The sequence below is a fragment of the Streptomyces tremellae genome (assembly GCF_039540215.1).
Classification (GTDB): Bacteria; Actinomycetota; Actinomycetes; order Streptomycetales; family Streptomycetaceae; genus Streptomyces; species Streptomyces tremellae.
The window spans coordinates 29,357-56,286 of record NZ_BAABEP010000034.1 but is presented as its reverse complement, the minus strand read 5'-3'; the positions used below and the strand labels follow the sequence as shown (position 1 = coordinate 56,286).

Sequence of the window (26,930 nt, the reverse complement as noted above, 5' to 3'; positions counted from 1 at the left end):
GGACCGTTCGCGGTAGCCCACCCACGGACTGATCGCGGTGCTGTCAGCAGGAGCGATCGCGGTGGCTGGCCGCGCTGATCCGAACGCCGTGGATGGCCGCCCGTACCGGTGACGGCGCTGGAAGGGGTCGGCTCTGTAGCTCACCGGGCACGGAGTCGCCGCTTCAGCTCTGGGCGGGAAAGCGCCTTTTCGGCGGCCGGGGGAGGAAGCCGCTGGTTCGGGAGACGTATGCGGCGTAGCCGGGACGTTCGGCCATGTGCCGCTCCAACAGGCGCTTCCCACTTCCTTTGGTCAGAAGCAGGGACATGACGACTGGGCTCACGACGGTCGCGGCAGCGGACTGCCAGGTGCCGCACGAGAAAAGGAACAACCCCCACCACACGCAGAAGTCACCGAAGTAGTTGGGGTGGCGGGTCCAACTCCACAGACCGCGGTCCATGATGCGGCCCTTGTTCACAGGATCGGCTGTGAAAGCGGCCAGTTGACGGTCGCCCACCGCCTCGAAGAACAGCCCCAGCGCCCACAGCGCGCAGCCCCCGTACTCCCAGGGGCCCACGGGCTGCGGCAGGTACTGGGCAGCTTGGACGGGAAGCGACACCAAAATCACCAGGAGGGCTTGGAGGAGATACACCGTCCGCAGGGCCCGCAGCCGCGGGTCGCCCGACCCCTCGGCCAGCATTTTCTCGTAGCGGGCATCCTCGCCCTTGCCCCAGCCCCGGTGGGCGATGTGCAGTGCGAGGCGCATCGCCCAAACCACTGTCAGCGCCGTGACGAGGCCCTGCCGGGCACCGTTTCCCCCGCCCTGGCCGAGTGCCGCGGCCAGCGAGACGACGGCTGCCACGGCGAACGTGGCACCCCAGGCCACATCCACGTACCTGTGCCGGTTCCTCGTGACACCGGCGGCGAAGGTCACCAGCATCACGGCCAGCACCCCGGCTGCCGAGATGCCGACTCCCGTGCCGAACGCACCCCAGGGGAAACCGCTCACCGGGCCCCGCCGTCCGCCCCTGCCCCGTCGCCGGTCCGGGTCAGCACGATCTGCCGGACATCCAGATACCCGGAGCGGAACCCCGCCTCCGAATACGCCAGATAGAAGGCCCACATGCGCCGGAAAGTCCTGTCGAAACCCAACGCGTCCACCGAGTCCGTCTGTTGGATGAAAGCCTCGCGCCACAGCCGCAAGGTCTCGGCGTAATGCGCGCCGTACCGGTCCGAGCGGACCGTCCGAAGGCCCGTCAGCTGTTGAGTGATCTGCTCGATCGCCTCAAGCGAAGGGATCATCCCGCCCGGGAAGATGTACTTGTGGATCCAGGTGTAGGTGTCCTTGGTGGCGGTCATCCGGTCGTGCGCCATGGTGATCGCCTGGAGCGCGACCTGCCCGCCGGGTACCACCAGCCGGTCCAGCGTCCTGAAGTACGTCGGCCAGAACTCGATGCCCACGGCCTCGATCATTTCCACGCTGACCACGGCGTCGAAGGTGCCGTGGACCGCGCGGTAATCCGTCAGTTCTATGGTGACGGCGTCCCCAAGGCCCGCCGTCCGCACTCGCTTCAGGGCCAGGTCCCGCTGCTCCTCGGAGAGCGTGACGCTGTGGACCCGTGCCCCGCGGGCCGCCGCCCGTACGGCGAGTTCGCCCCAGCCCGTGCCGATCTCCAGCAGGCGTGTGCCGGGTCCGACACGGGCGGCGTCCAGCAGCAGGTCGATCTTGCGGTGCTGCGCGTCGTCCAGCAGCGACGCGTCTCCTGGCAGCGCGCGGAAGACGGCCGACGAGTAGGTCATGGTCTCGTCGAGGAACAGGGCGAAGAGGTCGTTGGACAGGTCGTAGTGCCTGCGGATGTTGTCGCGTGCCCCCTCCGGCGTGTTGCGCAGCGAGGCGGGGTGCCTGGGCAGGAAGGACCTGCGGAGCCGTTGCAGCGACGGGGGGATGAGCCGGTCCGCGTGCGCGGCGAGCACTGTCAGCACCCCTACCAGGTCCGGCGCGTCCCATTCGCCGGCCATGTAGGACTCGCCGAAGCCGATCAGCCCGCCGGCGCCGATCCGCCGACGGAAGGCGTCCGGGTCGTGCACGGTCATCCGGGGTCCGCCGAGCCCGATGGCCTTCCCCGTGCCGTCGCCGAGCCGAACGGAAAGCGGCAGGCCGGCGAATGCGTGGCGCACGAGGCGTCCGGCGATCGTGCTTCGGGCCCGCGACGAGCGGGGCAGCCGCGCCACGTCGGGCCACTGCGTCGCGTCGACGCTCCGGCGGTCTCCTGGGCCGGGGGAGGCGTCGGTGGGGGAGCTGTGGTGCGGGTACGGGGAGAGGGTCACTTCTTACTCCACGCCTTCCTGGTGCGGGTGTCGGGGGCGGGGTTGGACGGGCAGGCCGCGCAGCACCCGGATCGCTATGCCGTGGATCCGGATGCCCGCGGAGACGGCCGCGGTCGACCACGGGTGGCGGAGAGCGGCGACGAGCAGTTCACGGGGGGTCGCGGGGCGTCGGGTACCCCGCACGGTCGCGGTGAATGCCCGGCCGCCGGGCCTGTCCAAGTGCACGGTCAGGGAGAGCCGGGCGCCGGGTTCGGGGAGGCGCATCGCATAGGAGCCGTCGACGGGGAAGAACGGCGAGACATAGAAGTCCTTGCCGATCCTGGCGCGGCCGCTGTCGTCGGTATGCAGCAGATAGCAGTGCCGCTCGCCGTAGGTGTTGTGGACCTCGGCGACCACGCACGCGGGAGAGCCGTCGTGGTGGTGGCACCAGTACAGCGTCAGGGGGTTGAACACATGGCCGAACACACGGGCGTGCGCCAGCATCGACACTCTCCCGCCTGCCAGGTCGATGCCGTGGGCGGCGAGGAAGGATTCGAGACCGGCCCGGATCGTCGGCAGGTTCCCGCCGAAGTGGTCGCGCGCGTCGAAGCGGGCCAGCGGGCGCAACCACCACGGGAGCGCCGGCGGCCGGTCCGGATCGATCAGCCACAGGTAGGTACGCATGCGGAAGGCATAGCGGCGGGGGGAGACGCGGGCGTGGGCGACGGTGCAGGGATACAGCGCGGGCGTCGGGTTCCCCGTGCCGGGCCTCGCGCCGGGCCCGGTCCCCGGCGGGGCAATTTCCGGCGGCCCGGCTTCCAGCGGGGCGGGCCCCGGCACGGGCAGGCGGCGCGGAGGTGCCGGTGTCACCAGACCACCCCCAGCGACGCGGCGGCGCGGACTCCGGAGCGGCAGCCGTCCTCGTGGAAGCCCCAGCCGTGGTATGCCCCGGCGTAGGCGGTGACGCCGCTGTTCAACCCGGGAAGGTGGCGCTGGGCGGCGACGGACTCCGGTGTGTAGACCGGGTGTTCGTAGTCCATGTGGGCCACGATGTGCCGGTCGTCGATCTGGCCGGCGCCGTTGAGGGTGACGACGTACCGCTCGGGTGCGTCGAGGCGCTGGAGGCGGTTCATGTCGTAGCTGATCCGGACTGACGCGGCGTCGGCCTCGCAGGCCGGGAGGTGCATGTTCCAGGAGGCGCCGGCGCCGGGAGCCGTCGGCAGCACGGAGGTGTCGGTGTGGAGCTGGGCCGGGTTGCGGGAGTAGGTGAAGGCGCTCAGCACGTCGCGTTCCGTGTCCGTGGCGTCCGTGAGCAGCCGGAGCGCCTGCCCGGGGTGTACGGCGATCACGACGGAGTCGAAGTGCTCGTCACCGCTGTCGTCGGTGGTGACGGTGACACCGTTCCGGTTTCTGGCCACGGCGTGGACGGGCGTCGCGGTGCGGACGGCGGTGAGCTGCTTCCCGATGCGTTCCACATAGGAGCGTGAGCCGTCGGTGACGGTTCGCCAGGTGGGGGACCCGGTGATGGACAGGAGCCCGTGGTGGTCGAGGAAGCGGAACAGGTATGAGGCCGGGTAGCGCAGGGCTGTCCTGGCGTCGCAGGACCAGATGGCCGAGACGAGGGGAGTGATGTAGTGGGCGACGAAGTAGCGGGAGAAGCCGCCCGCCGTGAGGAACGCGCCGAGGGTCGTCACCGTGTGCGGGGAGGCGGCGCCCGCGGGGTGCGTCGGGGCGCCGGCGTCCGCGCCGCTCGCCTCGCCCGTATCGCCGCGACCCGCCTCGCCCGCAATGCCCGTATCGTCGCGGCCCGCGCGGCCCGCGCGGCCCGCGCGGCCCGCGCCGGCCGCGCCGTCCGCGCCGCTCACGTCGCCCGCGCCGCTCACGCGGCCGGCGCCGCCCGTCTCGCTCACGCCGGTCGCTTCGTCCGCGCCGCCACCGCTCGCGGCGCCCGCACCGGTCGCGTGGGTTCGCCGGGTGGCGGTGAGGAGTCGGCGGGCGGCGCGGTGGAAGCGGGGGATCTCGGTGAGCATCCTCAGATACGCGGGGTTGAGGGCGTTGCGAGGCTGGGCGAACACACCGCGGAGGCCGCGGGCGCCCGCGTACTCCAGGCCGCAGCCGTCGCACCGCACGGACATGCTCATCTCGGACTCCTGGGTGGCCACGCCCAGTTCGGCGAAGAGACGGAGGAGATACGGATACGTGCGCGCGTTGTGCACGATGAAGCCGGAGTCGACGTGGTGGACGCGCCCGTCGGCCGAGGGCAGGTCGTGCGTGTCGGCGTGGCCGCCGAGCCGGTCGTCCGCCTCGTAGAGCGTCACGTCGTGGCCGCCCCGCTGTAGGACGTACGCGGCGGTCAGGCCCGCCACTCCGCTGCCCACGACCGCAGTGCTCCGTGCCGCCCCGCTCATCGCGCTCCCTCCTCGCGGGGGCGCGGGTCACGCCCCTCGTACAGGTGGTTCGGAGCCGGAGCCTCCGAGGACTGGTCCCGGTTCGTTTCCGGTGTAGACCGGTGGGCCGGGGTCACTCCTTCGGGGGAAGACCAATCCCTGCCGGGGGCGGCGCCGAATGACGGGCGTGACTGGAGATGCGGATGTCGTGACACCGGGGGGCCGTCCCGGCCGAAGGGGCGGCCGGGGCGTGCGGGCGCTGCTCGGCGGGGCGAGCGGTCTCGTCTCTGGCTTCGCGGCGCTCGCCGTCGCGGAACTCGTGTCGGTGGCGGTGCGTCCCGAGGCGAGCCCCGTCACGGTGGTGGGCGGCGCGGCCGTCGACCGCACCCCTCCCGCGCTGAAGGACTTCGCGGTGCGCCACTTCGGTACCGACGACAAGGCGGTGCTGCAGCTCGGCATCGTGGTCGTGCTGGCCCTGTTTGCCCTCGCCGTGGGTGTGCTGGCCGTGCGGCACCGGCGTACGGGGTCGGGCGTCGCGCTCCTGTTCGGCGCGGTCGGGGTCGCCGCCGCGGCGTCCCGGCCCGACGCACGGTGGGCCGATGTCCTGCCGTCCGCGGCGGGCGGTGTGGTGGCCGGGGCGTTGCTGTACTGGCTTGCCGGGCGGGCCCGGACGCCGTTGGGGGGCCGGCCGGGCGGCCGGGGTGGTGCGGGGGCGGGGGTGTTCGACCGGCGCGGGTTCGTGGTGGCGGCGACGGCGGCCGCCGCGGCCTCGGCGGGCGCGGGCGCGCTGGGCCGGCAGCTCAACGCGGACAAGGCGGCGGCACAGGCCGCGAGCCGCGCGGACACCGTGCTGCCGAGGCCCGCCTCGCCGGCCCGTCCGCTGCCCGCGGGGGTGCATCCGGAGGTGAGGGGGCTCAGCGCGTTCCACACGTCCACGAAGGACTTCTACCGGGTGGACACGGCGCTCGCGGTGCCGCGTGTGGACGCCTCGACATGGCGGCTGCGGCTGCACGGCAGGGGTGTGCGGCGGCCGGTGGCGCTGACGTTCCAGGACCTGTTGGGCCGGGACCTGGTGGAGCGTGACATCACGCTCACCTGCGTGTCCAACGAGGTGGGTGGCCCCTATGTGGGCACGGCCCGCTGGCTGGGGGTGCGTCTCGCGGACGTGCTGCGCGAGGCCGGGGTGCGGCCCCCTTCGGAGGGCGGTCCCGCGGACCAGCTGGTGGCGCGCTCCGTCGACGGCATGACGATCGGCTCCCCGGTGGAGACGGTCATGGACGGCAGGGACGCCCTGCTGGCTGTGGGGATGAACGGCGAACCCCTGCCGTTCGCGCACGGCTTCCCCGTGCGGATGCTGGTGCCGGGGCTCTACGGCTACGTCTCCGCGTGCAAGTGGCTCACCGACCTGGAACTCACCACGTTCGACGACTTCGACGCCTACTGGGTCAGGCGGACCTGGTCGCGCGGGGCGCCGATCAAGACCGAGTCGCGGATCGACACCCCGCGGCCGTTCGCCAGTCCGAAGGCCGGGGTCGTGCCGGTCGCGGGGGTGGCCTGGGCCCAGCACAGGGGCATCTCCCGGGTCGAGGTCCGGATCGACGGGGGCCCCTGGCACGAGGCACGGCTCGCCGCGGAGGCGGGACACGACACCTGGCGTCAGTGGGTGTGGCCGTGGCGGGCCACGCCGGGCAGCCACACGTTGGAGGTCCGCGCCACCGACCGTACGGGCTACACGCAGACCGGCCAGCGAGTCGGCACGGTGCCGGACGGCGCCACGGGCTGGCACTCGGTGGTGGTCGCCGTGACCTGACACGAGCACCGCCGAGGCCCTTGCCCGAGCGGGCGCGGGCCCCGGCACCACCGGCCCACGACCTGTTCCCAGAGATCCAGAGTCCACGTTTCCGGCGCACGAAGGAGTGCGCCCCGCAGAAGGAGAACACACATGCTCGCCAAGCGTTTCCAGCGGACCGCCGCCCTCACCGCCGCCGCCCTGGCGCTGCCGATCGCGCTGACCGCGTGCTCCAGCGACAGCGGCAAGGACGGCGGTGACTCGGGCGCGTCCGGAGCCGCCTCCTCGTCGGCCGCCATGCCCTCGAAGTCGTCCATGCCGGGCACGGGGACGATGGCGAAGCCGTTCGGGCCTGCCTGTTCCTCCGTGCCCACGTCGGGCGCGGGCAGCTTCGACGGCATGTCCCAGGATCCGGTGGCCACGGCCGCGTCCAACAACCCCGACCTGTCGACGCTGGTCTCGGCAGTGAAGAAGGCCGGCCTCGTCGACACCCTCAACAACGCCAAGGGCATCACGGTGTTCGCGCCCACCAACGAGGCGTTCGCCAAGATCCCGAAGGCCACACTCGACAAGGTCCTGGGTGACAAGGCGATGCTCACCAAGATCCTGACGTACCACGTGGTGGGCCAGAAGGTGACGCCGTCGCAGCTCGGGAGCGGCTCGTTCACCAGCCTGGAGAAGGAGAAGGTCATGACGTCGGGCTCCGACGACTCGTTCAAGGTCAACGGCAGCGCGAACATCGTGTGCGGCAACGTGCCGACCGCGAACGCGACGGTGTACATCATCGACAGCGTCCTGATGCCGAAGATGTGAGGGCTCTGACGTCGCACGGGGCGAGGGCGGCCACCCGACGGGGTGGCCGCCCTCGGGCGGTCCGTTGAGCGGGCCCGCGCTATGCGGGGAAGTCCATCAGGGCGAGGGGGTTCGTCGTCGGGGAGGCGGACCCGCCGGCCGGTTCGACCGTGATGCCCATGCCCGACGCCCTGCCGATGTGGCCGTGCAACAGCACCGACTGTGTGGCGGCGGAGGAGGTGATCAGGCCTGCCGACCGCATCGTGCCGCCGTCGTCGAACCAGAGCTGGTACGCCTTGCCTGCCGGCGGCTTCGGCAGGCCGGAGGCGATGAACGCCGCCCTGTCCTGGGACCTGGAGACGACGACCGTGCCGCTCGCGCCGTCGCTGAGCTTGCCGCTCGTGGTGCGCGCGTCGGGTGCGGAGAGCACCGCCGCGAGTTCGCGGGCCTGGTCCTGTGCGGCCTGCGCCTGGGCGCGCGCGTCCTGGACCTCCTCGTGCTGCCATACGGCGACACCGCCGAGGCCGGCCGCCGCGGCGAGGCACGCGGCCAGCGCCCAGCGTGCCGGCGCGCGCCGCCGCCCCGCGCCGGAGCCGGTACGGGACGCCGCCGGTACGGCCGGCGGCAGCTGCCGCTCGGTGGTGACGGCCCGCATCACGCGCTCCTTCAGCGCGTCGGGCGGCGTCAGCGACACGGCGAGGCCGAGCCGTCCCGCCGTCGCGGACAGCTCGGCGACCTCCTGGGCGCAGGCGGGGCACGCCCTCAGATGCCGCTCGAACTCGGCGCGCTCCGCCGGGTCGAGCGCGTGCAGCGCGTACGCGCCGGTCAGGGTGTGCAGTTCCGGCGTGGTCATGCCGTCACCCCCAGGCAGTCGCGCAGCCGGATCAGGCCGTCCCTGAGACGGGTCTTCACGGTGCCGAGGGGCACCGAGAGCAGCTCGGCGACCTCCCGGTACAGCAGGCCCTGGTAGTACGCGAGCGTCACCGACTGCCGTTGGAGTTCGGTGAGGGTGCGCAGGCAGCGGCGTACCTGCTCCCGTTCGAGCCTGGCCTCCACCTGCTCGGTGACCTCGTCGAACGACGGGGTGCGGGCCAGGAGCGCCGCCTTCTGCTCGCGGTCGCCCGCGGCCTGCGCGGACCTGACGCGGTCGACCGCGCGGCGGTGCGCGAGGGTCAGCACCCAGGTCATGCCGCTGCCCCGGTCGTCGCGGTAGCGGGACGCGGTGCGCCACACCTCAAGGAGCACCTCCTGGGCGACCTCCTCCGACTGGGCCGGGTCGCGCAGCACGGAGCGCACGAGCCCGAGCACGGGCCCGCTGACCATGTCGAAGACACGGGAGAACGCCTCGTGGTCGCCACGGGCCACAAGGCCGAGCAGTTCCTCCAGGTCTGGCCCCACGGGGGCGGGTCCGCCGATCTGAACGGCCTCTTTCACGCGGCACTCCTCCGGATGTGGTTCCTCGCACGCGGCGTCGGCCGCGGAACGTCACCGCACATTCGTCGCCGCGGGCGCGGAGGATTGGCCGCTCTCCGTGGAACGGCCGAGCGCGTGTCCGTGGCCCGGATACCCGGTTTCGCCCACCGGATCCCCCGTTCGCACCGAACGGGCTACCCGCCCGCGAGCGACAGGGCGAGCGCCTCCGGTGTAGGCCGTACGCCCCGCCGGCCCGCGCCGCCGGTCTCCGACGATGCGGGCCACCGGAACCTCCGGCGGTGCCAGGCCACCGGAACCTCCGGCGGTGCCGGACCACCGGCCGCACGCGCCTTCGGCGGCTGGTCGCCCGGCCTCCGGTGGGGCCGGTCGGCACGTGCCTCCGGTGGAACCGGTCGCCCGCGCCTCCGGCGGCCCGGTCGTACTACCGCGCCGCGGTGATCGGGCCCGCCGCGGCAGCGGGAGTCGCGGCGATCGGGCCCGCGGTGGAGGAGCCCGCGGGGGCCGTGCGCGTGTGCCGCAGGTCGTCGCGGTAGCGGCGGGGCGAGACGCCCGTCTCGCGTTTGAAGGCGTTGCTGAAGGCGCTCTCCGAGGTGTAGCCGAGGGTGCCCGCCAGTTCGGCGACCGTCGTGGCGCCCGTGCGCAGGGCGCGGCGGGCCAGCCGCATCCGCCAGTCCTTCAGGTACGCCAGCGGCGGCACGCCCGCCGCCTCGCGGAAGCGGGAGGCGAACGTCGTACGGGACATGGCGGCGGCCCGTGCCAGCTCATGGAGGCCCCAGGGCCTGCCGGGCTCCTCGTGCATCAGCCGCAGCGCGGGCGCGAGCCGCTCGTCGGCGAGCGCGCGGAGCCGGCCCGCGGGCAGCGCGTCGGTGTCGGCGAGGTGGGCCCGCAGCACCTGCACGAAGAGGAGCTGCGCCAGTTGGTCACGCGCGAAGGCCGCGCCCGCCAGATCAGTGGTCATCTCGCGCAGCAGCTCGTCGAGCAGCCGCCGCAGCGCGGGTGCCTCCGCCGAGGCCGACCGGATGTGGATGAGCGGCGGCAGCGCCGTCAGCAGCAGGTCCTCGGCGCCGCCCGCGAGTTCGACATGGCCGCCGAGGGCGATGTGGTCGGGGGGTGCGTGCCGTGCGGGTGCGGGAGCGGCGCCGCGCGCGCCCGCACCGAGGTGCACCACCTCGCCGCGGGCGTCAGTGAAGAGTCCCGTGGCGTCGACCGGCGCCGTCTCCGGGTCCGACGCGAACACGAAGGGGTACGACCCGTCGAACACCGCCACGTCGCCCTCCCCGAGCACGGCCGGCGCCCCCGCCCCGGTCGGCGCGCCGCCCGGCCCGGACCCCCCGGACGGTGGGGCGGACGGCCCGAACGAGAGCAGGCAGTGGCCGCGGAGCACCGCGTGGATCTTCAGCCGGCTGGGGCGCGGGAAGCGCAGGGCCCAGCGGCCCGAGGCGGTGAACCCCGCGGAGACGACACACCGGGCGTCCAGGAGGGCGAGGGTGTCGGAGAGTGGATCGTTCCCCATGCCCGTACTCTCGCGCAGAAAACACGGACCGGCAAGCATTCAGCGTACGGATCCGCCGCTCTAGCGTGGGGACATCACAGCATCCACGCGGAAGCGAGCCCATCACCGTGCGTACACCACAGCAGCCCGTCGACTCGGGGTTCGGCGCGGCCTCCACGGCCGAGGACGTCATCGAGGGGATCGACCTGACCGGCAGGACCGCCGTCGTCACCGGCGGTGGCTCCGGCCTCGGCGTGGAGACGGTCCGGGTGCTGCGCGGCGCCGGCGCCCGTGTCGTGGTCCCCGCCCGCGACCCGGAGCGGGCCCACGCTGCGCTGGCCCCGGCCCTCGCCCAGGGCGGGCGCGACGCGCCGGCCGCCGAGGCGCTTGACGGTGTTCGAGGTCGCCCCCATGGATCTGCTCGACCCCGCCTCGGTGGACGCGTTCGCCGACGCCTTCCTCGCGTCGGGGCGCCCGCTGCACATCCTCGTCAACAGCGCAAGAATCATGGCGACGCCGCTGGTGCGGGACGCGCGCGGCTACGAGTCACAGTTCGCCACGAACCACCTGGGCCACTTCCAACTGGCCCGGCGGCTGCGGCCCGCGCTGGCGGCGGCGGGCGGCGCGCGCGTGGTGTCGGTGTCGTCGTGGGGCCACCGCTACTCGCCCGTGGTCTTCGACGACCCGCACTTCCTGCGCCGCGACTACGACCCGTGGGCGGGCTACGGGCAGTCGAAGACCGCGAACATCCTCTTCGCTGTGGCGCTCGACGAGCGCGGCAGGGACGACGGCATCCGCGCCTTCTCGCTGCACCCCGGGTCCATCCGGGACACCAATCTGGGCAGGCACCTCACGCGGGAGCAGCTCAGGGAGGCCGGTGTGATCGACGAGAACGGCGACGCCGTGCTGGACCCGGCGCGGAATCTGAAGACCCTCCAGCAGGGCGCCGCCACCTCCGTGTGGTGCGCGACCAGCCCGCGGCTCGCCGGGCTCGGCGGTGTGTACTGCGAGAACGCCGAGGTCGCGACCGTCACGCCGCAGGCGCCTGCGGGTGCGTGGGGGCTCGGCGACTCGACCTCGGTCCCCGGTGTCATGCCGTACGCGATCGATCCCGGCCTCGCGGAGCGGCTCTGGACCCTGAGCGAGGAGCTGACCGACCGTAGCCGCGGGCCCGCTGACCGGCCTCGCTGACCGGCCCCACCGACCGGCCGTAGCCGCGGGCCCCACCGACCGGCCCCACCGACCGGCCCGGCGAATCGGGGCCCCGGCCGCCGGCCCCGCCCCGCACCGCCGCCACGCTGCCCCCTGACCTCCCTCACCCAACCCCCGTCGCCGGTACCGTGAGTGACGGCCCGTCACCGAGTGGGGTCGCAGTCGACCGGAGGGACGTGCGACCGGCATGACCGATCCCGACACCGCGGCGTCCGGCGCCGAACGGCTCCTCGTCGCGCCCGCCTCCGCCGCCGAGTGGGCGCAGGTGGAGCAGTGGGCGGCCGACGAGGGCTGGAACCCCGGGCTCCGGGACACCGCCTGCTTCCACCCCACCGACTCCGAGGGGTTCTTCGTCGGCCGGATCGGGGGCCGGGCCGTGTCCGCGATCTCCGTGGTCAGGTACTCGGAGCGGTACGCGTTCCTGGGCTTCTACCTCGTACGCCCGGGCCTGCGCGGCCGTGGTCTCGGCCATGCGACCTGGCGGGCCGCCGTGCCGCACGCGGGCTCGCGGGTGATCGGCCTCGACGCCGTGCCCGAGCAGGAGGCGACCTACCGCGGGTCCGGCTTCACCGCGGCCTACCGGTCCGTGCGGTACGGGGGCGTGCCCGCGCCTCAGCGGGACCCGGTGGCCGCCGGCGTGGTGCCGGTGGGGGACGGGCTGCTCGACGGCGTCGCCGCGTACGACGCGCACTGCTTCCCCGCCGGGCGGCGTGCCTTCCTCGGCCGCTGGCTGACCAACCCGGGCCATACGGCGTACGCGCGGCTGCGGGACGGCGCGGTCCGCGGGTACGGGGTGATCCGCCCGGCCAGGTCGGGTCACCGTGTGGGCCCCCTCTTCGCCGACACGCCCGACGACGCGGGCGCCCTCCTCGACGCGCTCCTCGCGCACGCGGAGCCGGGCGGCGAGGTGGCGATGGACGTGCCCGAGGGGAACGGGGCCGCCCGCGCCGCGGCGGAGGCGCGGGGGCTCGCGCCCGGCTGGTTCACGGTGCGGATGTACACGGGAGAGCCGCCGCGCACCACGGCGGACCGCGTCCACGCCTCCACCAGCCTCGAACTCGGCTGACGTGCCGCGCCGCCCGGCCGGACCCCTTGCGGACGTGCCGGGCGACCGGGCCCACCCCTGGCCGGCGTGCCGGGCGACCGGGCCCACCCCTGGCCGGCGTGCCGGGCGACCGGGCCGGCTCTGGAGGACGTGCCGGGCCACCGGGCCTGACCCCGTCCGACGTGCCGCCCCACCGGGCGTCGGGTGCGGCCGCTCCCGTTTCAGGTCCGGGAGCGGCCGCGGGGGCCACGCGCGGCCGGAGCGGGGGAGCGCTCGCGACCTGCGTTCTCGCCCCCCTTCCTCGTATCACAGAAACGCGTGGTGAGATCCCCGCCGGATGGCTGGTTCCCGGCGCCGTGGCGGGCGCGCGGAGGCACCGGGCCCGCGGCTCGGCGCGCCCTCAGCGCAGGAAGCCGACGCCCGACCAGGCGGTGCGCGCGCCCTCGGACTCCGCGTCCGCCGGGGGTCGCGCGTCCCTGTGCCACCCCGTGACCAGCCCCGGCGGCACCAGGTCGAGGCCGTCGAAGAACCGGCTGACCTCCGCGTGGGTGCGCGGCCTCAGGTCGATCCCGCTCGACCGGTAATCGGCGGTCCTGTCCTCCTCCGGGGTGAACAGGTCCATGGTGAGGTGCGAGAGCACCAGGCAGCTGCCGGGCGCGAGCGCGTCCAGCAGCGCCCGCACCAGGCCGTACGGGTCGTCGGAGTCGGGCACGAAGTGCAGCAGCGCGATCAGCGAGAGCGCGACGGGCCGGTCGAGGTCGAGCACGGCGCGCGCCCGTTCGAGGATGGCCGCGGGCTCGCGTACGTCGGCCCGTACGAACTCCGTGCGGCCCTCGGGCGTTCCGGCGAGCAGCTCCTCGGCGTAGCGCAGCACCATCGGGTCGTAGTCGGCGTAGACGACCCGGCAGCGCGGGTCGACGCCCTGGGCGACCCGGTGCAGGTTGGGCTCGGTGGGGATGCCGGAGCCGATGTCGAGGAACTGGTCGATGCCGGTTCCCGCGACCCACGCCGTCGCCCGCCGCATGAACGCCCGGTTGGCGCGCGCCCCGAGCCGTGCCACCGCCGGGAGCCGGTCGGCGACGGCACGGTCCGCGGGGAAGTGGTGGTCGCCCCCGAGCAGACAGTCGTAGATACGGGCCGGGTGCGGCGTGCTGCTGTCGATGTCCTGCTCGGAAGGGCGGGCGGACGTCATGCTGCGTCCTTTCGGGATCGGGGTGCGGCGCGCGGGGCCCCGGGGCCGGGGTGCCCCGACCCTGCCATATCCGTTCACTGACGGTAAGGCTATGGGGTCAGATTGGCGGGTTGTGGTGGTGCGGGCCGCTGCCCAGCGGGTTGTGGTGGTGCGGGCCGCTGCCCGGGGGTTGTGGTGGTGCGGGCCTCTACCCGGGGGGTCGTGGCGGTGCGGGCCGCGCCCCGGCGGATGGCGGGGGCGCGGGCCGCGGCCCGAACCGCTCCCGGTAGCGGGTCGGGGTGAGCCCGGTGGCCCGGTGCAGCCTGGTCCGCAGGTTGGACGCCGTGCCGAGGCCGCTCAGCCTGGCCACGACCTCCATCCGCGCCTCGCCGCGTTCGATCAGCCGGCACGCCAGCGCGACGCGCTCGCCGGTCAGCCAGGCCAGCGGGGTGGTGCCGAGCTCGGCACGGAACCTCCGGTGCAGGGTGGCGGCGCTGACTCCGGCGTACGCGGCGAGCTCGGCGATCCCGAGCGGCCGGTCCAGGCGCTCGCGCGCCCACGCGAGGACAGGCGCGAGCGACTCGTCCCGCACGGCGGGGACGGGCCGCTCGATGAACTGCCGCTGCCCGCCGTCCCGGTGGCCGGGGAAGACCAGGCGGCGGCCGACGGCGTTCGCCACCTCGCTGCCATGGTCCAGCGTGATCAGGTGCAGCCCGAGGTCGAGCGCCGCCGCGCTGCCTGCCGCGGTGAACACGTCGCCGTCGCGCACGAAGAGGACGTCGGGGTCGAGCCGTACGGCGGGGAAGCGGGCCGCGAACAGGTCGGCCCACCGCCAGTGCGTGGTGGCCCTGCGCCCGTCGAGGACCCCCGCGGCGGCCAGGGTGAACGCGCCCGTGCAGAAGCTCACCAGCCGCGCGCCGCGGGCGGCCGCGAGCCGGACCGCGTCGAGGACGGAGGGGGAGGGCCCGTGCTCGGGGTCGGGCCTGTTGGGCACGATCACGGTGTCGGCGTGCTCCACCGCGTCGAGGCCCGCCACGCCGGTCATGGTGAACAGCCCGAGGTGCATCGGCACGGCGGGGTCGGCGGCGCAGAGCGTCAGCTCGTACCAGGGGCGGTCGAGCTCAGGCCTGCGCAGACCGAACAGCTCGGTGGCGATACCCAGTTCGAACGGGTTGGACCCCTCGTCCACGATCAGGGCCACCGAGTGCGCCGCCGCGCGGGCCGCCGAGTGCGTCGCCGGGCGCTCGGCCCGCGGCGGCGGCTGCGAGGATCGATGCGACATGTGCGATTCGTATCACTCGTGTGCGACGGACGCCACGTGGACCATGGAAGGCATGAGCACACCGAACACACCGAACACACCGAACACGCCAGACACACCGGACACACCGGATGCACCGGGCACCTCCGCCGCGCCCGAGCCCGTACTCCTCGGCGACGCGCTCGCCGGCTTCGAGGCGCTGTGGAGCCCGCACATCGTGACACGCGTGAACGACTACGACGTCCGCGTGGCGAAGGTCGCGGGCGACCACGTGTGGCACGTCCACGACACCACCGACGAGTTCTTCCTGCTGCTCGACGGGGAACTCGACATCGCGCTCCGCGACGGCCGCGAGACGGGCGGGACGCGGGCCGAGCGCACGGTTCACCTGGCCCGCGGCGCGGTCTTCGTGGTGCCGAGGGGTGTCGAGCACCGGCCCTCGTCGCCGCGCGGCGCGTCGATCCTGCTGTTCGAACCCACGGGTACGGTGTCGGTCGGGGACCGGCACGAGGAGGTCCCCGGCCACGTCGACGCGACGGCGGGCCACGCGCTGCCCCGCCCGTAGCGGCCCCCGGGCGCTGTGGCGGACCGCCCGGCCGGCGTGCGCGGGCGGCGGTCGGCTCACACGCGGGGATCACCCCGGGAATCACACGAGAAGATCACCCCGGGAATCGCATCCGGGAATCACACGCGGGGAAAGCGGGCCAGCAGGTCCCACACCAGGACGTTGTCCCCGAGCCCCTCGTGCAGGTCGGTGAGGTCGGCGGCCAGGTCGTGCAGGAAGTCCCGCGCCTCGCGCCGCAGTTCGCGATGGTCGAAGACGAGGGGCGGCTCGCCGCCGGGCATCCAGTCCGCCTCGACCTCCACCCAGCCGAAGCGGCGCATGAACAGCATCCGGTCGCTCGACTCGGTGAAGTCGAGCTCGGCGTACTGGGGTTCGGCGGCCCGGCTGCCGCGCGGGTCGCGGTCGAGCCGCTCCACGATGTCGCACAGGGCCCATGCGAAGTCGAGCACGGGCACCCATCCCCAGGCTGTGGACAGCTCCCGGTCGGCAGCCGTGTCGGCCAGGTACACGTCCCCGCAGAACAGGTCGTGCCGCAGCGCACGGCCGTCCGCCGTGCGGTAGTCCGTCTGCGGCGGGTCGGGAAAGCGGCGGGAGAGCGAGTAACCGATGTCGAGCACCCGCCGATGGTGCCATGCGGCTCGTCCGCGGCCGGACGCGCGTCCCGCAACCGGACGTCCCTGTAACCGGACGCCTCTGTAACCGGACGTCCCTGTAACCGGACGCCTCTGTAACCGGACGCCTCTGTAACCGGACGGACGTCCGCCGTCGCCGGCACGTGCGCCGTGCCGCCCGGGTGCCGGGTGTCCTGCCGTTCTGGCGTCCCTTCGCCGGACGGGCGTCCCCGCGCGGCTCGGGCGTCCGTGCCGCCCGAGCGATGTGCCCGCGCCGCCGGACCGGCATGCCCGTGCTCCGCTCGGGCCGGCCCCGACTGCCTCCCGGCTCGGCGCCGCGTGGGTCAGCGCCTCCCGGCCCCGGCTGCCTCCCGGCTCAGCGCCGCGCCGCCCGGCGCCCCGTGGCGTCCGGCAGTTCTTTGCGGAGGACGCGCGCGTCGGGGCCGCGCTCGATCTCCGTGTAGCCGAGCGCCGTCCAGAAGGCGAGGGCCCTGGTGCCGTGTTCCGGGACGGCGACCCGGACGGCGGCGCGGCCCGCGTCCCGCAGCCGCGCCTCCGCGGCCCCGGCGAGCCGGCGCCCGTGGCCGGCCCTGCGCCGCTCGGCGTGGACCACGAGCAGCCCGATCCACGGATCGGGATCGCCGGCCGTCCCCGGGCCCGCGTCCGGGGTCTGACGGGCGGCGACGCCGGTGGCGGGCACGCCGGGATGGTGGGGCAGGACGACGGCGAACGCGACGAGCTCCCCGGCCGAGCGGGCGAGCAGTACCTCGGCGCCGGGATGGGCGAGTTCGTCGGCGAGCGCCGCGGCGACGGCCCGCGGGCCGATGCCGCCGTGGGCTCCGGGGTCGCCGCCGAGCCGCTCGAACTCCTCGTCCGACGCGTACAGCGCGGCGAGTTCGGTGAGCAGCGGGCCCGGCAGGTCGCCGGCTACGGAGGCGAGCGCTTCGACGATCATGCGGGCAGGGTACGCACGAGGGCCAGGCAGTGGCCGGGACCCACGCGCGGCCGCGGTGATCGAGCCGCCGACCGGGGGGCCGGGCCCGACCGGACGGCCGGCTCCTCCGGCGAGGCCGTCGTGTTCCTCACGGGGAGGGGGTAGGCGTTGCAGCCACCGCCACCGCCACCGCCGCTGGCAGGGCGGACCGGATCGTGCTCGGTGTGGAGTGACCGCGTAGCGGGGGAGGGGCCCCGGGGCCCAGTGAGCAGGCCGGGCAGCTCGTCGGGTGGGACCGGGTCAGCGACGGGGCCGGCCCGCGGGAACCGTGCGCGAATGCTGTCGAGGAAGGCCAAGGCCACGCCACCTCCCACGGTCTGCCGGCAGGCATCGCCACGAGGGGTGCCTTCCTCGGGGCGCTCTTCGTACCGCTGGTGCCGGCCGGCCTGGCCTGCGCACGGTGACGCTGATCGCCTCCGGCTGTGTTCTCGCCGCCATCGCCGCCACGTTCCTGGTGCGGGAGCCCAGCGGACGCCCACTGGACGAGGTCAGCGAGGAACTGACCGCGGTGTCCGCCCCGGCGGGGGAGACGGCGACCGTGCCGGAGACCACCCGTCCGTGACGGACGGCCCGCCATCCGGGGTGGATCCCCGCCGAGAACACCGCCCTCAAGCAGCGGACCCGCCAACCGACCGCCAGGAACCGTGCCTTCGACGAGCCCCGGGCCCGCCCGCCCCGGCCGCCCGCTCCGCGCCCGCGGGAAGAGGGCGGGCTGCCGCGGCGCAGGCGTGTCGGCCGAGCCTCCTCCGGGGTGAGTTCCTCGCCCCGGAGGAGGCCGGCGGATCACCTGTCTCCCCCTCGGAAGGTCATCGGAAGGTCATCGGGAGGTCATCGGGAGGTCAGAGGTTGACGCCGAAGTCGGTGGCGATGCCGACCAGGCCCGAGGCGTACCCCTGGCCGACGGCACGGAACTTCCACTCGGCGCCGTTGCGGTACAGCTCGCCGAAAACCATGGCGGTCTCGGTGGCGGCGTCCTCGCTCAGGTCGTAGCGCGCGATCTCGGCGCCGCCCGCCTGGTTCACGACGCGGATGTACGCGTTGCGCACCTGGCCGAAGTTCTGCTGGCGGCTGTCCGCGTCGTAGATGGAGACGGGGAAGACGACCTTGTCGCAGTCGGCGGGCAGGGCCGTCAGGTCGACGTTGATCTGCTCGTCGTCGCCCTCGCCCTGGCCGGTGAGGTTGTCACCGGTGTGCACGATCGACTGGTCCGGGGACGTCTTGTTGTTGAAGAAGACGAAGTGCCCGTCCGAGACGACCTTGCCGTCCGCCTTCACCGCGATCGCGGAGGCGTCGAGGTCGAAGTCCTTGCCGGTCGTGGTGCGGACGTCCCAGCCGAGGCCGACCGTGACGGCGGTGAGGCCCGGGGCCTCCTTGGTGAGCGAGACGTTGCCGCCCTTGGACAGGCTTACAGCCATGGGAGAAATCCTTTTCGTGACGAACGCCGGTGACGGTTCGGGAAGCTACCGTCACCTCTACAACGGCACCAGAGGACCGCCTGGTTCCAGCGTTTTTACTTTCTTTACCCGAACGGGCCCGCCACCGCCGGCCGCGTCCTGCCCCCCGCACCGCGCGCCCGCGACCCGCGACCGCGACCCGCCCGCGAACCGTCCGGCGCCCGCGCCCCGGCGCTCACCAGTCGCGGCCGGAGCGCCCCCGCTTCGTGTCGCCGCGGCGCTTCTTCTCGCGCAGCCTGCGCTCGTTGACCCCGCGCGGGACCTTCGAGGCGCGCCGGGCGCGCGGCGGCGGCGCCGTCGCCTCGGCGAGCAGCGAGGCGAGCCGGACGGCCGCGGCCTCGCGGTTGCGCCACTGAGAGCGGTGCTCGGAGGCGCGGACGCTGATCACGCCGTCGACCAGGCGGCTCGCGAGCCGCTCAAGGGCGCGCTCCTGCCACACCGGGGGGAGCCCCTTGGTGTTCGCCAGGTCGAAGCGGAGCTCCACCTGCGAGTCGGTGGTGTTGACGTGCTGGCCGCCGGGCCCCGAGGAGCGGGAGAAACGCCACTGGAGCTCGGCCTCCGGCAGGGAGACCGAGCCTCTGATGACATGCGGCTGCCCGGACATGCGTTCCATGATCCCGCGTCCCCGCCCCGGGCGTCACCCCGTTTCCGCCGCCGCGCGCGGGGCCCGCCCGGCGGGGGCCCCGCACAGCTCCGGGTCCCGTACGCCCCCGGGGTCCCGTACGCCCCCGGGGTCCCGTACGCCCCCGGGGTCCCGTGCGCCCCCGGGGTCCCGTACGGCTCCGGGTTCTGTGCGCCCCGGATTCCCGTACGGCTCCGGGTTCCCGTACGGCTCCGGGTTCTGTGCGCCCCCGGGTTCCCGTACGGCTCCGGGTTCCCGTACGACTCCGGCCCCCGGGTACGGCTCCCGGTGTCCGGGCCGGGACCGGGTTCAGTCGAGCCGCCGGTAGCGACCGCGGTAGTACGCGAGCGGCCCGCCCTCCGTGTGCGGCACCTCCGCGGTGAGCACCCGGCCGATCACCAGGGTGTGGTCGCCCGCGGCCACCCGCTGCTCGGTCCTGCACTCCAGGGCGGCGAGCGCACCGCGCACCAGCGGCGCGCCGGTCAGCTCGCCCCTGCGGTAGGGGATGTCCTCGAACAGCAGCCGGTCGCTCAGCCGCCCCTTCATCGCGAACCGGCCCGCGATGTGCCGCTGGCTCTCCGCGAGGAGGGACGCGCCCCACAGCGGCTGCTCCTCCAGCAGGTCGTCCATCCGGGAGCCGGTTCGCACGCTCACCAGGACCAGGGGCGGGTCGAGGGAGACGGAGAGGAACGCGGTCGCGGTCATGCCGGCGTCCTCGCCGCGCGGGCCGTCCTCGGCGAGCGGCGCCTCGCGCGCCGTCACCAGGACCACGCCCGCGGCCAGCCGGGCCATCGCACTGCGGAACTCGTCGTCGCTCACCCCCTCAGCATGGGGGACGCCCCCTGAGGCCGGGGACGGGGAGCGCGCGGGGGCCGGTGTGGCCGGTGTCGTCTGCTGCACGCCACGGACGCTAACCGGCGGCCGGGGGGCGCCGCATCGGGCCAGGGGACCAGCCGGGTCCTAGGACCGGCGGCGGCCGCCGCGCCGCGGGGGTGGAGGTGTGTGAGGCGCTGTTGTGCCGGCCGCCGCGCCGCGCGGCGCGGAGGTGCGCGGAGGGAGAGCGCTCCCAACGGCTCGTCCCGATCGCTCATCATTTGATGTGACTTGACTCACAGAGGTTACTTATCGCTGACCCTGTGTACCGGCCGGGCAGCTCGCTGTGATTCAGTGACGGGAACAGTGCAACACGAGAGCCGATCAGAATCCTGGAGTTGCTGTCGAGGTCTCAGGGAGAGCGAGCGATGGAGACCGAGTCGGAGCCCTATGTCCGTCTTGCGGCCATGCGGCAGCTGCACCAGGCCGTCGCCGAACTCAACACCGCACGGAGCCTGGCGGACACGCTCCAGACCGTGGCGGACGGGGTCGTCACCGGCCTCGGCTACGAGCTGGCCTGCGTCAACGTCGTCCAGGCAGACGGTGACCTCGTCGTCGCCGCCTTCGCCGGGTCCGCGGCGGCCGAGGCACTGATCGCGGGCCGCGTCGGCTCCCGCACGTCCTGGGAGCGGCGGCTCAACATGGGCGAGCGCTGGGGCGAGCTGCGTTTCATACCGCACACCGAGGGCTGGGTACTCCTCGACGACGACGTGCCGCAGTGGCACACCGAGGGTCCCGAGCCGCGCTTCGCCGACGAGTGGCACCCGCAGGACCGGCTCTACGCGCCGATGTACGCCTCCACGGGCGGTGGCACGAGCGAGCTGCTCGGGGTCATATCCGTCGACCGGCCGCGCGGTGGCCGCAAGCCCGGTACCTGGGGCCGCGAGGCCCTCCAGATGTACGCCTCGCAGTCGGCCTTCGCGATCAGCAACGCCCGCCTGCGGGCCAACATGCAGCGCGCCCTGGTCCGCCTCGAACGCGAGCAGCAGGCGCTGCGGGCCAGCGAGGAGTCCTTCCGCCAGGCCTTCGAGTACGCGCCGAGCGGCATGGCCATCGCCGAGATGGGCGGCGACCAGCGCGGCAGGCTGCTGCGCACCAACGACGCGCTGTGCCGGCTGCTCGGCAGGCCCGCGTCGGCGATGCGCCGCTACTCCTTCGCCGACCTCGTGCACCCCGAGGACATCGGCACGCTGCTGCGGACCTCGGCCGAGGGGGGCCGCGCCGAGCTGCGGCTCGCCCGCCGCGACGGCTCGTACGTGTGGGTCTCGCTGCGCAACTCCGTGGTGGCCGACACCGCCGACGGGCCCCGCTTCCTGCTGACGCACGTCGAGGACATAGAGGAGCGCAAGAGCCGCGAGCTCCAGCTCGCGCACCGCGCCTCGCACGACTCGCTGACCGGCCTGCCCAACAGTGCGGAGCTGCGGGCCAGGCTCAGCGCCCGGATATGCGGCAGGCCGGGCGCCTCCCGCGCCGCCACGGTGGTCGAGCAGCTCGACGCCGCGTTCGGCGGCTACGACGGGGGCCCGGGGCCGCAGGCGCCGGGCGGCGGCTACCAGGGCGGCCCCCACGGGCCCGCCGCCCACCAGGACACACCCCACGAGGGTCACGGGGGCTACGGGGGTGCCGCGTACCCGGTCGGCGGCTATGAGGCCGGCGCCCCCGACGAAAGCGCGTACGAGGCGGCCTACGAAGGCTACGGGTCGGGCCAGGACGCCTACGAGGAGCGCACCGGCGAGCGCGGCGGCAGCTTCGGCGGCTTCACGGCCGGCGGCTTCGACCACCATGTGCACCTCGTCGCACCGGGCGAGCGCGAGGGCGCGAAGGGCCTCGCGGTCCTCTTCTGCGACCTGGACGGCTTCAAGTCGATCAACGACAGGTTCGGCCACAACACCGGAGACGCCGTGCTGATCGAGGTGGCGCGGCGGCTCACCACGGGTGTGCGGGACGGCGACACGGTCGCGCGCCTCGGCGGCGACGAGTTCGTCGTGCTCGCGGACGGCCTCGGCCCCGGCGACGCCTCCGACCTCGCGGCCCGCCTGCGCAACGCGATCCTCCCGCCGATCCGGGTGGACGGCCGCGCGGTGCGCGTCGGCGCCAGCTTCGGCATCGGCTGGGCGGCGTGCGGCATGACGGTCGAGGAGGTGCTCCAGTCGGCCGACCAGCTGATGTACGTGGAGAAGCGGTCGCGCAGCAAGGTCAGCCGCAGGGCGGGCTGAGCCGCCCCGCGCCCAGCACACCGCGCCCGGCGCCCCGTGCCCGGCACAGCACCCGGACACCGCACCCAGCCGAGCACACCGAAGCCCTCCTGCCCCGGCCGTCCCGCCGTATCCGCGGGCGCGCGGAATCGGCGGGCGAGACATTGTTCACCCCCGCGCCCCGTCCGTGTCGCCCGCCGTCCACCTGCCCCACCCTGAGGTGGCAGAAGGGCCTCACGGCCCGTGTTCACGGGACGGAGCGGCGTCCTGGCGCCCAGATTCTCGCGGTAGGCTCGCCCGGTCGGCGACGCTGACGAGATGGTAGAGGAGTGACTCAGGGATGACGGCCGGGAACGACGGCGCGAGCACACCCGAGGACGACGACCCCTTCGGCTACCTGTATGCCGACGGGCAGCAGTCGGGCGGTGCCCAGCAGCGGCGGCAGGGCGGCTACGGCTACCCCGGCCCCGCGGCCAAGCCCGGCGTGCCCAGAACGTCCTACAACCAGGTCAGGACCGTCGGCGAGCGCCAGTACGGCTACCCGCAGCAGCAGGTGCCGCCGCAGGGCGCCCCGTACGGGCCGCCCCCGCAGGGCGCTCCGTACGGCCAGCAGGGCCAGGCGGCGTACGGGCAGCAGCCGGGCGGCTACGGCTCCCCGAACCCGCACTACGCGGCGCCCGAGACCCAGGCCGTGCCCGGGGGCCCGGTGCGCCAGGGCCCGCCGTCCGGACAGCCGGGCCGGGGGCGCGGCGGCCGGGGCGGCCCGAACACCCGCGGGCTGCTGATCGCCGCGGTCGCGGTGGTCGCGGCCGTGGTCATCGGCATCGCCGTCGCCCTGATGACGAGCAACGGCGGGGACGGCAAGGGCGACGAGGCGGGCGGCGGCGCCTCGGCTTCGCCGAGCGCGGGCGCCTCCCAGCCGTCGGGCGGGGCCTCCGCGAGCGCGGGCTCGGACGGCGCCTCGCTGCCCGAGCAGGACGCCTCGACGCTCCAGCTCGGCGGGCCCGCCGCCACGGCGTCCGACGTGCCGGGCGCGAAGGCCAAGGGCGGCGTCTACGTGGCGATGCCGGGCGAGGGCGCCTCGGCGACCTGGACGGTCGACGTGCCGAAGGCGGGCGCGTACACCCTCTTCGCCAACTACGGCGTGCCGGGCAAGGACGCCAAGATGTCCCTCTTCGTCAACGACGGCGACCGCAGGTCGATCAGTATGAAGAACTTCGCGGGCGCCCCCGAGGGCCAGGCGGACAAGGGCTGGACGACGACGTTCTCCTGGATCAACCTCAAGAAGGGGTCCAACACGATCAAGATCTCCTGCGAGCAGGGCGACCAGTGCGGGGTCAACCTCGACCAGCTCTACCTGAAGGCGGGCAACGTCAAGGGCTGACCCCGCCCGCGGACCGCCCCGCGGGAAGTACGCCACCGTCCCGGCCGCCGCATCGCGGGGCCGGGACGAGGTGTTTCCCGGGGTGTGCGGAGCCGCCGCAGCTCACGCGGTGTCGGCGACCGCCACCAGCGGCAGCACCTCGGTGTAGGTGTCCCGGTCGAACTCGCCGGCGGCCGGGGCCGCCACGGTCGCCGCGGAGAGCGCGACGGCCCGCCGCAGCCGCTCCGGCCAGGGCACGCCCTCGACCAGGCCCGCGAGGAGGGCGGCGACGGCGGAGTCGCCCGCGCCCGTCGGATTGCCGTGCACCGCGGACGGCGGGCGGGCCAGCCACGACCCGTCCGCGGTGACGGCCGCGAGGCCCTCGGGGCCGAGGGAGGCGACCACGGTACGTGCCCCGCGCCTGCGGGCGTCCCCGGCGGCGCGCAGTGGCTCGCGCGCGCCGGTCAGCAGGGCCAGCTCCTCGGCGTTGGGCTTCACCAGGTCGGGCCTGGCGGCGACGCCCCTGCGCAGCGGCTCGCCGCTGGTGTCGAGCAGGACGGGCACCCCGGCCGCGCGGGCGGCGCGCACCAGCTCGGCGTAGGCGCCCACGTGCACGCCCGGCGGCAGGCTGCCGCAGAGCGCGACGGCGTCGGCGCGGCCGAGCAGCTCCGTGTAGGCGTCGGTGAACGCCCGCCACTCGGCGGCGGTGACGAGCGGGCCCGGCTCGTTGAACTGGGTGGTGTCGCCGCCGCGGCTGTCCGCGACCGCGACGGTGCGCCGGGTCGCGCCCTCGACCGGCACGAACGCGTCGGCGGTCGCGGGCGACAGGTCCGCGAGCAGCCGCCGCACGTCGTCGCCTGTGCGGCCGCCGAGGAAGCCGGTGGCGACGGCCTCGTGGCCGAGCGCGGTCAGCACCCGCGCCACATTGACGCCCTTGCCGCCGGGCCGCTCGATCACCTCGGTCACCCGGTGCGTGGCGTACGGGACGAGGGAGGCGGTGCGGTAGGTGAGGTCGAGGGCTGCGTTGAGGGTGACCGTGAGGATCACGCCGCGCTCCCCCTTCTGCCCCTGACCGGTCCTGCGGTCGCGGGCCCGCTCCCGGCGGGTTGCCGCGGCCGGTAGGTGATCATGCCAGAAGCGCGGGCTCCGGCACAGACCTGTCCGCGGTCCGCCCCGGGTGGCCGTGCGGGCACGGCCGCACGGCCGGAGCGCTCAGGCCGTGCGCGGGTCCACCACCCAGGCGCCCTTGCGCAGCACGCCCTTGAGGGTGAAGTCGGCGTCGAGGACGACGAGGTCGGCGTCCTTGCCGGGTTCGAGCGAGCCCACCCGGTCGTCGATGCCGAGCAGCCGCGCGGGGTTGGCGGAGATCGCCCGCACGATGTCCTCGACCGGCATCAGGTCGACCGTCGCCGCGCGCTTGAAGGCGGTGTCGAGCGTGAGCGTCGAGCCCGCGATGGAGCCGTCGTCCACCAGGCGCGCGACGCCGTCCTTCACCTCGACCTCCAGCGGGCCGAGCGCGTAGGCGCCGTCGCCGAAGCCCGCCGCGTCCATCGCGTCCGTGATGAACGCCGTACGGGCGGCGCCCGCGCAGCGCACCGCGAGTTCGAGCGCCGCGGGGTGCAGGTGAGTGCCGTCGTTGATCAGCTCGACGGTGACGCGCTCGTCCTTGAGCAGCGCCGCGACGGGACCCGGCACCCGGTGGCCGAGCGGCGGCATCGCGTTGAACAGGTGGGTGGCGACGGTCGCGCCCGCGTCGATCGCCTCGGCGGTCTGCTCGTACGTCGCGTCGGTGTGGCCGAGCGCGGCGATCACGCCGTGGTCGGCGAGCAGCCGCACGGAGTCGAGGCCGCCGGGCAGCTCGGCGGCGAGCGTCATCATCTTCGCCGTGCCGCGCGCCGCCTTCACCAGCGCGAGCACCTCGGCCGGGTCGGGGTGGCGCAGCAGCGCCTCGCTGTGCGCGCCCTTGCGGCAGGGGGAGATGAAGGGGCCCTCGAAGTGCACGCCCGCCAGGTCGCCCTGCTCGACCAGCTCGGACAGCTCGCCCGCGCGCCGCGCCAGGAAGTCGGGTTCGCCGGTGACGGTGGAGGCGACGACGGTCGTGGTGCCGTGCTCCCGGTGCGTACGGACGCCCCGCAGCACCTCCTCGGCCGTGCCCGAGGTGAAGGACGCGCCGCCGCCCCCGTGGTTGTGCAGGTCCACGAAGCCGGGCACCAGCCAGTGGTCCGTCAGGTCGACCACTGTGGCGCCCTCGGGGGCCGCCCCGGCGATCCGGCCGCCCTCGACGATCACCCGGCCGCCGTCGACGACCCCGGTCGGCAGGACGACCCGGCCCCCGGCCAGCACGGTGCAGGTGCCGGCGCCGACGGGCGCCGCCGACGTGCCGGGCCGCGCCGCGGCGGGTGCGGAAGCGGGGGGCGTGGATGCGGCGGCCATCAGGCGCTTACCTCCGTGGCGAGTAGGTCCCAGGCGAGCAGGCCGGCCCCCAGACACCCGGCGGTGTCACCGAGCGCGGCCGGAACGATGGTGGGCAGTTTCTGGAAGGTGACCTTCGCCGCGACCGCCGCCCGCAGCGGTTCGAAGAGGGTGCCGCCGGCCTCGGCGAGCCCGCCGCCGACGATCAGGGTGCGCGGGTCGAGCAGCGTCAGCGCCGTGACGAACCCCGCGGCCAGCGCGTCCACGGCGTCCCGCCAGACCTCGACGGCCCGGGGGTCGCCGGAGGCGACGGCCTTCGCGCAGTCCGCGGCGTCGGCCTCCGGGTCGCCGGACGCGGCAGCCCAGGCACGGGTCACGGCGCGGGCCGAGCCGTACATCTCCAAACAGCCGTACTGCCCACAGCTGCACTCGGCACCACCGGGGCGCACCACCACATGGCCGATCTCGCCGGCCACGCCGTGCGCGCCCGCCTCGATGGCACCGTCGATGCCGATGGCGCCCGCGATGCCCGTGCCGATGGGCATGAACAGGAAGCGGTCGGAGCCGCGCCCCGCGCCGAGGCGGCCCTCGGCGAGGCCGCCGGTGCGCACGTCGTGGCCGAGCGCGACGGGCACACCGCCGAGCCGCTCGGAGACCAGGTCGCGCAGCGGCACGTCGCACCAGCCGAGGTTGGCGGCGTAGACGGCGACGCCGTGCTCGGTGTCCACGACGCCCGGCACGGCCACACCGGCGGCCCGGGCGCCGGCGCCCCACCGCTCGGCGCCGTAGGCGCGCAGGTCCGCGGCGAAGCCGAGGATGGCCTCGACGACGGCCCCGGGCCCGCGCTCCCTGCCGGTCGGCCTGCGTGCCTCGTGCAGCAGCTCGCCGTCCGCCCCTACGAGGGCGGCCTTCATGCCGGTGCCGCCCACATCGAGGGCGATGACGTGTTCCACGCCGGACAGTCTCCCGCGT

At 74.5% G+C, this 26,930-nt stretch carries 24 protein-coding genes and 1 pseudogene; 8 read left to right on the top strand and 17 right to left on the bottom strand.

Annotation, left to right across the window (positions count from 1 at the left end):
• Window positions 1–163: 163 nt before the first annotated feature.
• From ABEA77_RS21905 to ABEA77_RS21890, 4 genes are all read right to left on the bottom strand, one after another.
• Window positions 164–988, bottom strand: a complete 825-nt coding sequence (locus ABEA77_RS21905) for a DUF1295 domain-containing protein (protein WP_345650240.1) — start codon at window positions 986–988, stop codon at window positions 164–166.
• Entirely contained in the window at window positions 985–2,307 is a 1,323-nt protein-coding gene (locus ABEA77_RS21900; RefSeq protein WP_425588357.1) for a class I SAM-dependent methyltransferase, read from the bottom strand. The genes ABEA77_RS21905 and ABEA77_RS21900 overlap by 4 nt, the downstream gene beginning before the upstream one ends.
• 3 nt (window positions 2,308–2,310) lie before the next feature.
• Complete coding sequence (locus ABEA77_RS21895) at window positions 2,311–2,970, bottom strand: DUF1365 domain-containing protein (protein WP_425588356.1); 660 nt, start codon at window positions 2,968–2,970, stop codon at window positions 2,311–2,313.
• A gap of 182 nt (window positions 2,971–3,152) precedes the next feature.
• Window positions 3,153–4,694 carry an NAD(P)/FAD-dependent oxidoreductase gene (locus ABEA77_RS21890; protein ID WP_345650237.1) on the bottom strand — a complete coding sequence of 514 codons (1,542 nt, stop codon included), beginning with the start codon at window positions 4,692–4,694 and terminating at the stop codon, window positions 3,153–3,155.
• A 157-nt stretch (window positions 4,695–4,851) separates the two neighbouring features.
• Here ABEA77_RS21890 and ABEA77_RS21885 point away from each other — a divergent pair, with 157 nt between their 5' ends.
• Together ABEA77_RS21885 and ABEA77_RS21880 are read left to right on the top strand one after the other, a co-directional pair.
• Window positions 4,852–6,483: a molybdopterin-dependent oxidoreductase gene (locus tag ABEA77_RS21885; RefSeq protein ID WP_345650235.1), complete on the top strand. Its 1,632-nt coding sequence runs from the start codon at window positions 4,852–4,854 to the stop codon at window positions 6,481–6,483.
• Window positions 6,484–6,615: 132 nt separating this feature from the next.
• The gene (locus ABEA77_RS21880) at window positions 6,616–7,275 is read left to right on the top strand and encodes a fasciclin domain-containing protein (protein ID WP_345650232.1); all 660 of its coding nucleotides are present in this window, start codon (window positions 6,616–6,618) and stop codon (window positions 7,273–7,275) included.
• Window positions 7,276–7,354: 79 nt separating this feature from the next.
• On the opposite strand, the gene ABEA77_RS21875 is transcribed toward ABEA77_RS21880, so the two are convergent.
• From ABEA77_RS21875 to ABEA77_RS21865, 3 genes are all read right to left on the bottom strand, one after another.
• Complete coding sequence (locus ABEA77_RS21875) at window positions 7,355–8,107, bottom strand: anti-sigma factor (RefSeq protein WP_345650229.1); 753 nt, start codon at window positions 8,105–8,107, stop codon at window positions 7,355–7,357.
• Window positions 8,104–8,688 carry a sigma-70 family RNA polymerase sigma factor gene (locus tag ABEA77_RS21870; RefSeq protein WP_345650226.1) on the bottom strand — a complete coding sequence of 195 codons (585 nt, stop codon included), beginning with the start codon at window positions 8,686–8,688 and terminating at the stop codon, window positions 8,104–8,106. Before ABEA77_RS21870 ends, ABEA77_RS21875 begins: the two co-directional genes overlap by 4 nt.
• A 421-nt stretch (window positions 8,689–9,109) precedes the next feature.
• Entirely contained in the window at window positions 9,110–10,201 is a 1,092-nt protein-coding gene (locus tag ABEA77_RS21865; protein WP_345650223.1) for an AraC family transcriptional regulator, read from the bottom strand.
• A 107-nt stretch (window positions 10,202–10,308) separates the two neighbouring features.
• Between ABEA77_RS21865 and ABEA77_RS21860 the strand changes: the two are divergent.
• Together ABEA77_RS21860 and ABEA77_RS21855 are read left to right on the top strand one after the other, a co-directional pair.
• Window positions 10,309–11,371 (top strand): annotated as a pseudogene (locus ABEA77_RS21860) (oxidoreductase).
• A 208-nt stretch (window positions 11,372–11,579) separates the two neighbouring features.
• A complete protein-coding gene (locus tag ABEA77_RS21855; protein WP_345650222.1) occupies window positions 11,580–12,458 on the top strand; it encodes a GNAT family N-acetyltransferase in 879 nt (292 codons plus the stop codon).
• Window positions 12,459–12,837: 379 nt separating this feature from the next.
• Here the strand turns inward: ABEA77_RS21855 and ABEA77_RS21850 are convergent, their stop codons facing one another.
• Window positions 12,838–13,629, bottom strand: a complete 792-nt coding sequence (locus ABEA77_RS21850) for an SAM-dependent methyltransferase (protein WP_345650221.1) — start codon at window positions 13,627–13,629, stop codon at window positions 12,838–12,840.
• A 187-nt stretch (window positions 13,630–13,816) separates the two neighbouring features.
• Window positions 13,817–14,890 carry a GlxA family transcriptional regulator gene (locus ABEA77_RS21845; RefSeq protein ID WP_425588355.1) on the bottom strand — a complete coding sequence of 358 codons (1,074 nt, stop codon included), beginning with the start codon at window positions 14,888–14,890 and terminating at the stop codon, window positions 13,817–13,819.
• 52 nt (window positions 14,891–14,942) lie between these two features.
• On the opposite strand from ABEA77_RS21845, the gene ABEA77_RS21840 reads away from it, so the two are divergent.
• A complete protein-coding gene (locus ABEA77_RS21840; protein ID WP_345650220.1) occupies window positions 14,943–15,434 on the top strand; it encodes a cupin domain-containing protein in 492 nt (163 codons plus the stop codon).
• 119 nt (window positions 15,435–15,553) lie between these two features.
• Here ABEA77_RS21840 and ABEA77_RS21835 read toward each other — a convergent pair whose 3' ends face one another.
• Complete coding sequence (locus ABEA77_RS21835; RefSeq protein WP_345650218.1) at window positions 15,554–16,051, bottom strand: hypothetical protein; 498 nt, start codon at window positions 16,049–16,051, stop codon at window positions 15,554–15,556.
• Window positions 16,052–16,421: 370 nt separating this feature from the next.
• Window positions 16,422–17,000: a GNAT family N-acetyltransferase gene (locus tag ABEA77_RS21830; RefSeq protein WP_345650215.1), complete on the bottom strand. Its 579-nt coding sequence runs from the start codon at window positions 16,998–17,000 to the stop codon at window positions 16,422–16,424.
• 439 nt (window positions 17,001–17,439) lie between these two features.
• Here ABEA77_RS21830 and ABEA77_RS21825 point away from each other — a divergent pair, with 439 nt between their 5' ends.
• On the top strand, window positions 17,440–17,601 hold the full coding sequence (locus tag ABEA77_RS21825) for a hypothetical protein (RefSeq protein WP_345650212.1): 162 nt from the start codon (window positions 17,440–17,442) through the stop codon (window positions 17,599–17,601).
• A 277-nt stretch (window positions 17,602–17,878) separates the two neighbouring features.
• Here ABEA77_RS21825 and ABEA77_RS21820 read toward each other — a convergent pair whose 3' ends face one another.
• From ABEA77_RS21820 to ABEA77_RS21810, 3 genes are all read right to left on the bottom strand, one after another.
• The gene (locus tag ABEA77_RS21820; RefSeq protein WP_345650209.1) at window positions 17,879–18,454 is read right to left on the bottom strand and encodes a TerD family protein; all 576 of its coding nucleotides are present in this window, start codon (window positions 18,452–18,454) and stop codon (window positions 17,879–17,881) included.
• A gap of 214 nt (window positions 18,455–18,668) precedes the next feature.
• A complete protein-coding gene (gene arfB, locus ABEA77_RS21815; protein ID WP_345650207.1) occupies window positions 18,669–19,097 on the bottom strand; it encodes an alternative ribosome rescue aminoacyl-tRNA hydrolase ArfB in 429 nt (142 codons plus the stop codon).
• 327 nt (window positions 19,098–19,424) lie between these two features.
• Window positions 19,425–19,907, bottom strand: a complete 483-nt coding sequence (locus ABEA77_RS21810; protein ID WP_345650276.1) for a flavin reductase family protein — start codon at window positions 19,905–19,907, stop codon at window positions 19,425–19,427.
• A gap of 449 nt (window positions 19,908–20,356) precedes the next feature.
• Between ABEA77_RS21810 and cdgB the strand changes: the two genes are divergently transcribed.
• Window positions 20,357–22,204, top strand: a complete 1,848-nt coding sequence (gene cdgB / locus ABEA77_RS21805; protein WP_345650205.1) for a diguanylate cyclase CdgB — start codon at window positions 20,357–20,359, stop codon at window positions 22,202–22,204.
• Between the two features lie 319 nt (window positions 22,205–22,523).
• Window positions 22,524–23,567, top strand: coding sequence for a carbohydrate-binding protein (locus ABEA77_RS21800; protein WP_345650204.1), 1,044 nt, complete (start codon window positions 22,524–22,526; stop codon window positions 23,565–23,567).
• A 102-nt stretch (window positions 23,568–23,669) separates the two neighbouring features.
• Here the strand turns inward: ABEA77_RS21800 and ABEA77_RS21795 are convergent, their stop codons facing one another.
• From ABEA77_RS21795 to ABEA77_RS21785, 3 genes are all read right to left on the bottom strand, one after another.
• A complete protein-coding gene (locus ABEA77_RS21795) occupies window positions 23,670–24,593 on the bottom strand; it encodes a 1-phosphofructokinase family hexose kinase (protein WP_345650201.1) in 924 nt (307 codons plus the stop codon).
• A gap of 165 nt (window positions 24,594–24,758) precedes the next feature.
• Window positions 24,759–25,979 (bottom strand): N-acetylglucosamine-6-phosphate deacetylase, encoded by a 1,221-nt coding sequence (gene nagA / locus ABEA77_RS21790; RefSeq protein ID WP_345650198.1) that lies wholly within the window; start codon window positions 25,977–25,979, stop codon window positions 24,759–24,761.
• Entirely contained in the window at window positions 25,979–26,911 is a 933-nt protein-coding gene (locus tag ABEA77_RS21785; RefSeq protein WP_345650195.1) for an ROK family protein, read from the bottom strand. The genes nagA and ABEA77_RS21785 overlap by 1 nt, the downstream gene beginning before the upstream one ends.
• Window positions 26,912–26,930 lie beyond the last annotated feature (19 nt).

Excerpts from the sequence above, each read along its gene's own strand:
- ABEA77_RS21895 (WP_425588356.1), bottom strand. The coding sequence starts at position 2,970 with ATGCGTACCTACCTGTGGCTGATCGATCCGGACCGGCCGCCGGCGCTC.
- ABEA77_RS21890 (WP_345650237.1), bottom strand. The coding sequence starts at position 4,694 with ATGAGCGGGGCGGCACGGAGCACTGCGGTCGTGGGCAGCGGAGTGGCG.
- ABEA77_RS21885 (WP_345650235.1), top strand. The coding sequence starts at position 4,852 with ATGACGGGCGTGACTGGAGATGCGGATGTCGTGACACCGGGGGGCCGT.
- ABEA77_RS21880 (WP_345650232.1), top strand. The coding sequence starts at position 6,616 with ATGCTCGCCAAGCGTTTCCAGCGGACCGCCGCCCTCACCGCCGCCGCC.
- ABEA77_RS21875 (WP_345650229.1), bottom strand. The coding sequence starts at position 8,107 with ATGACCACGCCGGAACTGCACACCCTGACCGGCGCGTACGCGCTGCAC.
- ABEA77_RS21865 (WP_345650223.1), bottom strand. The coding sequence starts at position 10,201 with ATGGGGAACGATCCACTCTCCGACACCCTCGCCCTCCTGGACGCCCGG.
- ABEA77_RS21855 (WP_345650222.1), top strand. The coding sequence starts at position 11,580 with ATGACCGATCCCGACACCGCGGCGTCCGGCGCCGAACGGCTCCTCGTC.
- ABEA77_RS21850 (WP_345650221.1), bottom strand. The coding sequence starts at position 13,629 with ATGACGTCCGCCCGCCCTTCCGAGCAGGACATCGACAGCAGCACGCCG.
- ABEA77_RS21845 (WP_425588355.1), bottom strand. The coding sequence starts at position 14,890 with ATGTCGCATCGATCCTCGCAGCCGCCGCCGCGGGCCGAGCGCCCGGCG.
- ABEA77_RS21840 (WP_345650220.1), top strand. The coding sequence starts at position 14,943 with ATGAGCACACCGAACACACCGAACACACCGAACACGCCAGACACACCG.
- ABEA77_RS21830 (WP_345650215.1), bottom strand. The coding sequence starts at position 17,000 with ATGATCGTCGAAGCGCTCGCCTCCGTAGCCGGCGACCTGCCGGGCCCG.
- ABEA77_RS21820 (WP_345650209.1), bottom strand. The coding sequence starts at position 18,454 with ATGGCTGTAAGCCTGTCCAAGGGCGGCAACGTCTCGCTCACCAAGGAG.
- arfB (WP_345650207.1), bottom strand. The coding sequence starts at position 19,097 with ATGTCCGGGCAGCCGCATGTCATCAGAGGCTCGGTCTCCCTGCCGGAG.
- ABEA77_RS21810 (WP_345650276.1), bottom strand. The coding sequence starts at position 19,907 with ATGGCCCGGCTGGCCGCGGGCGTGGTCCTGGTGACGGCGCGCGAGGCG.
- cdgB (WP_345650205.1), top strand. The coding sequence starts at position 20,357 with ATGGAGACCGAGTCGGAGCCCTATGTCCGTCTTGCGGCCATGCGGCAG.
- ABEA77_RS21800 (WP_345650204.1), top strand. The coding sequence starts at position 22,524 with ATGACGGCCGGGAACGACGGCGCGAGCACACCCGAGGACGACGACCCC.
- nagA (WP_345650198.1), bottom strand. The coding sequence starts at position 25,979 with ATGGCCGCCGCATCCACGCCCCCCGCTTCCGCACCCGCCGCGGCGCGG.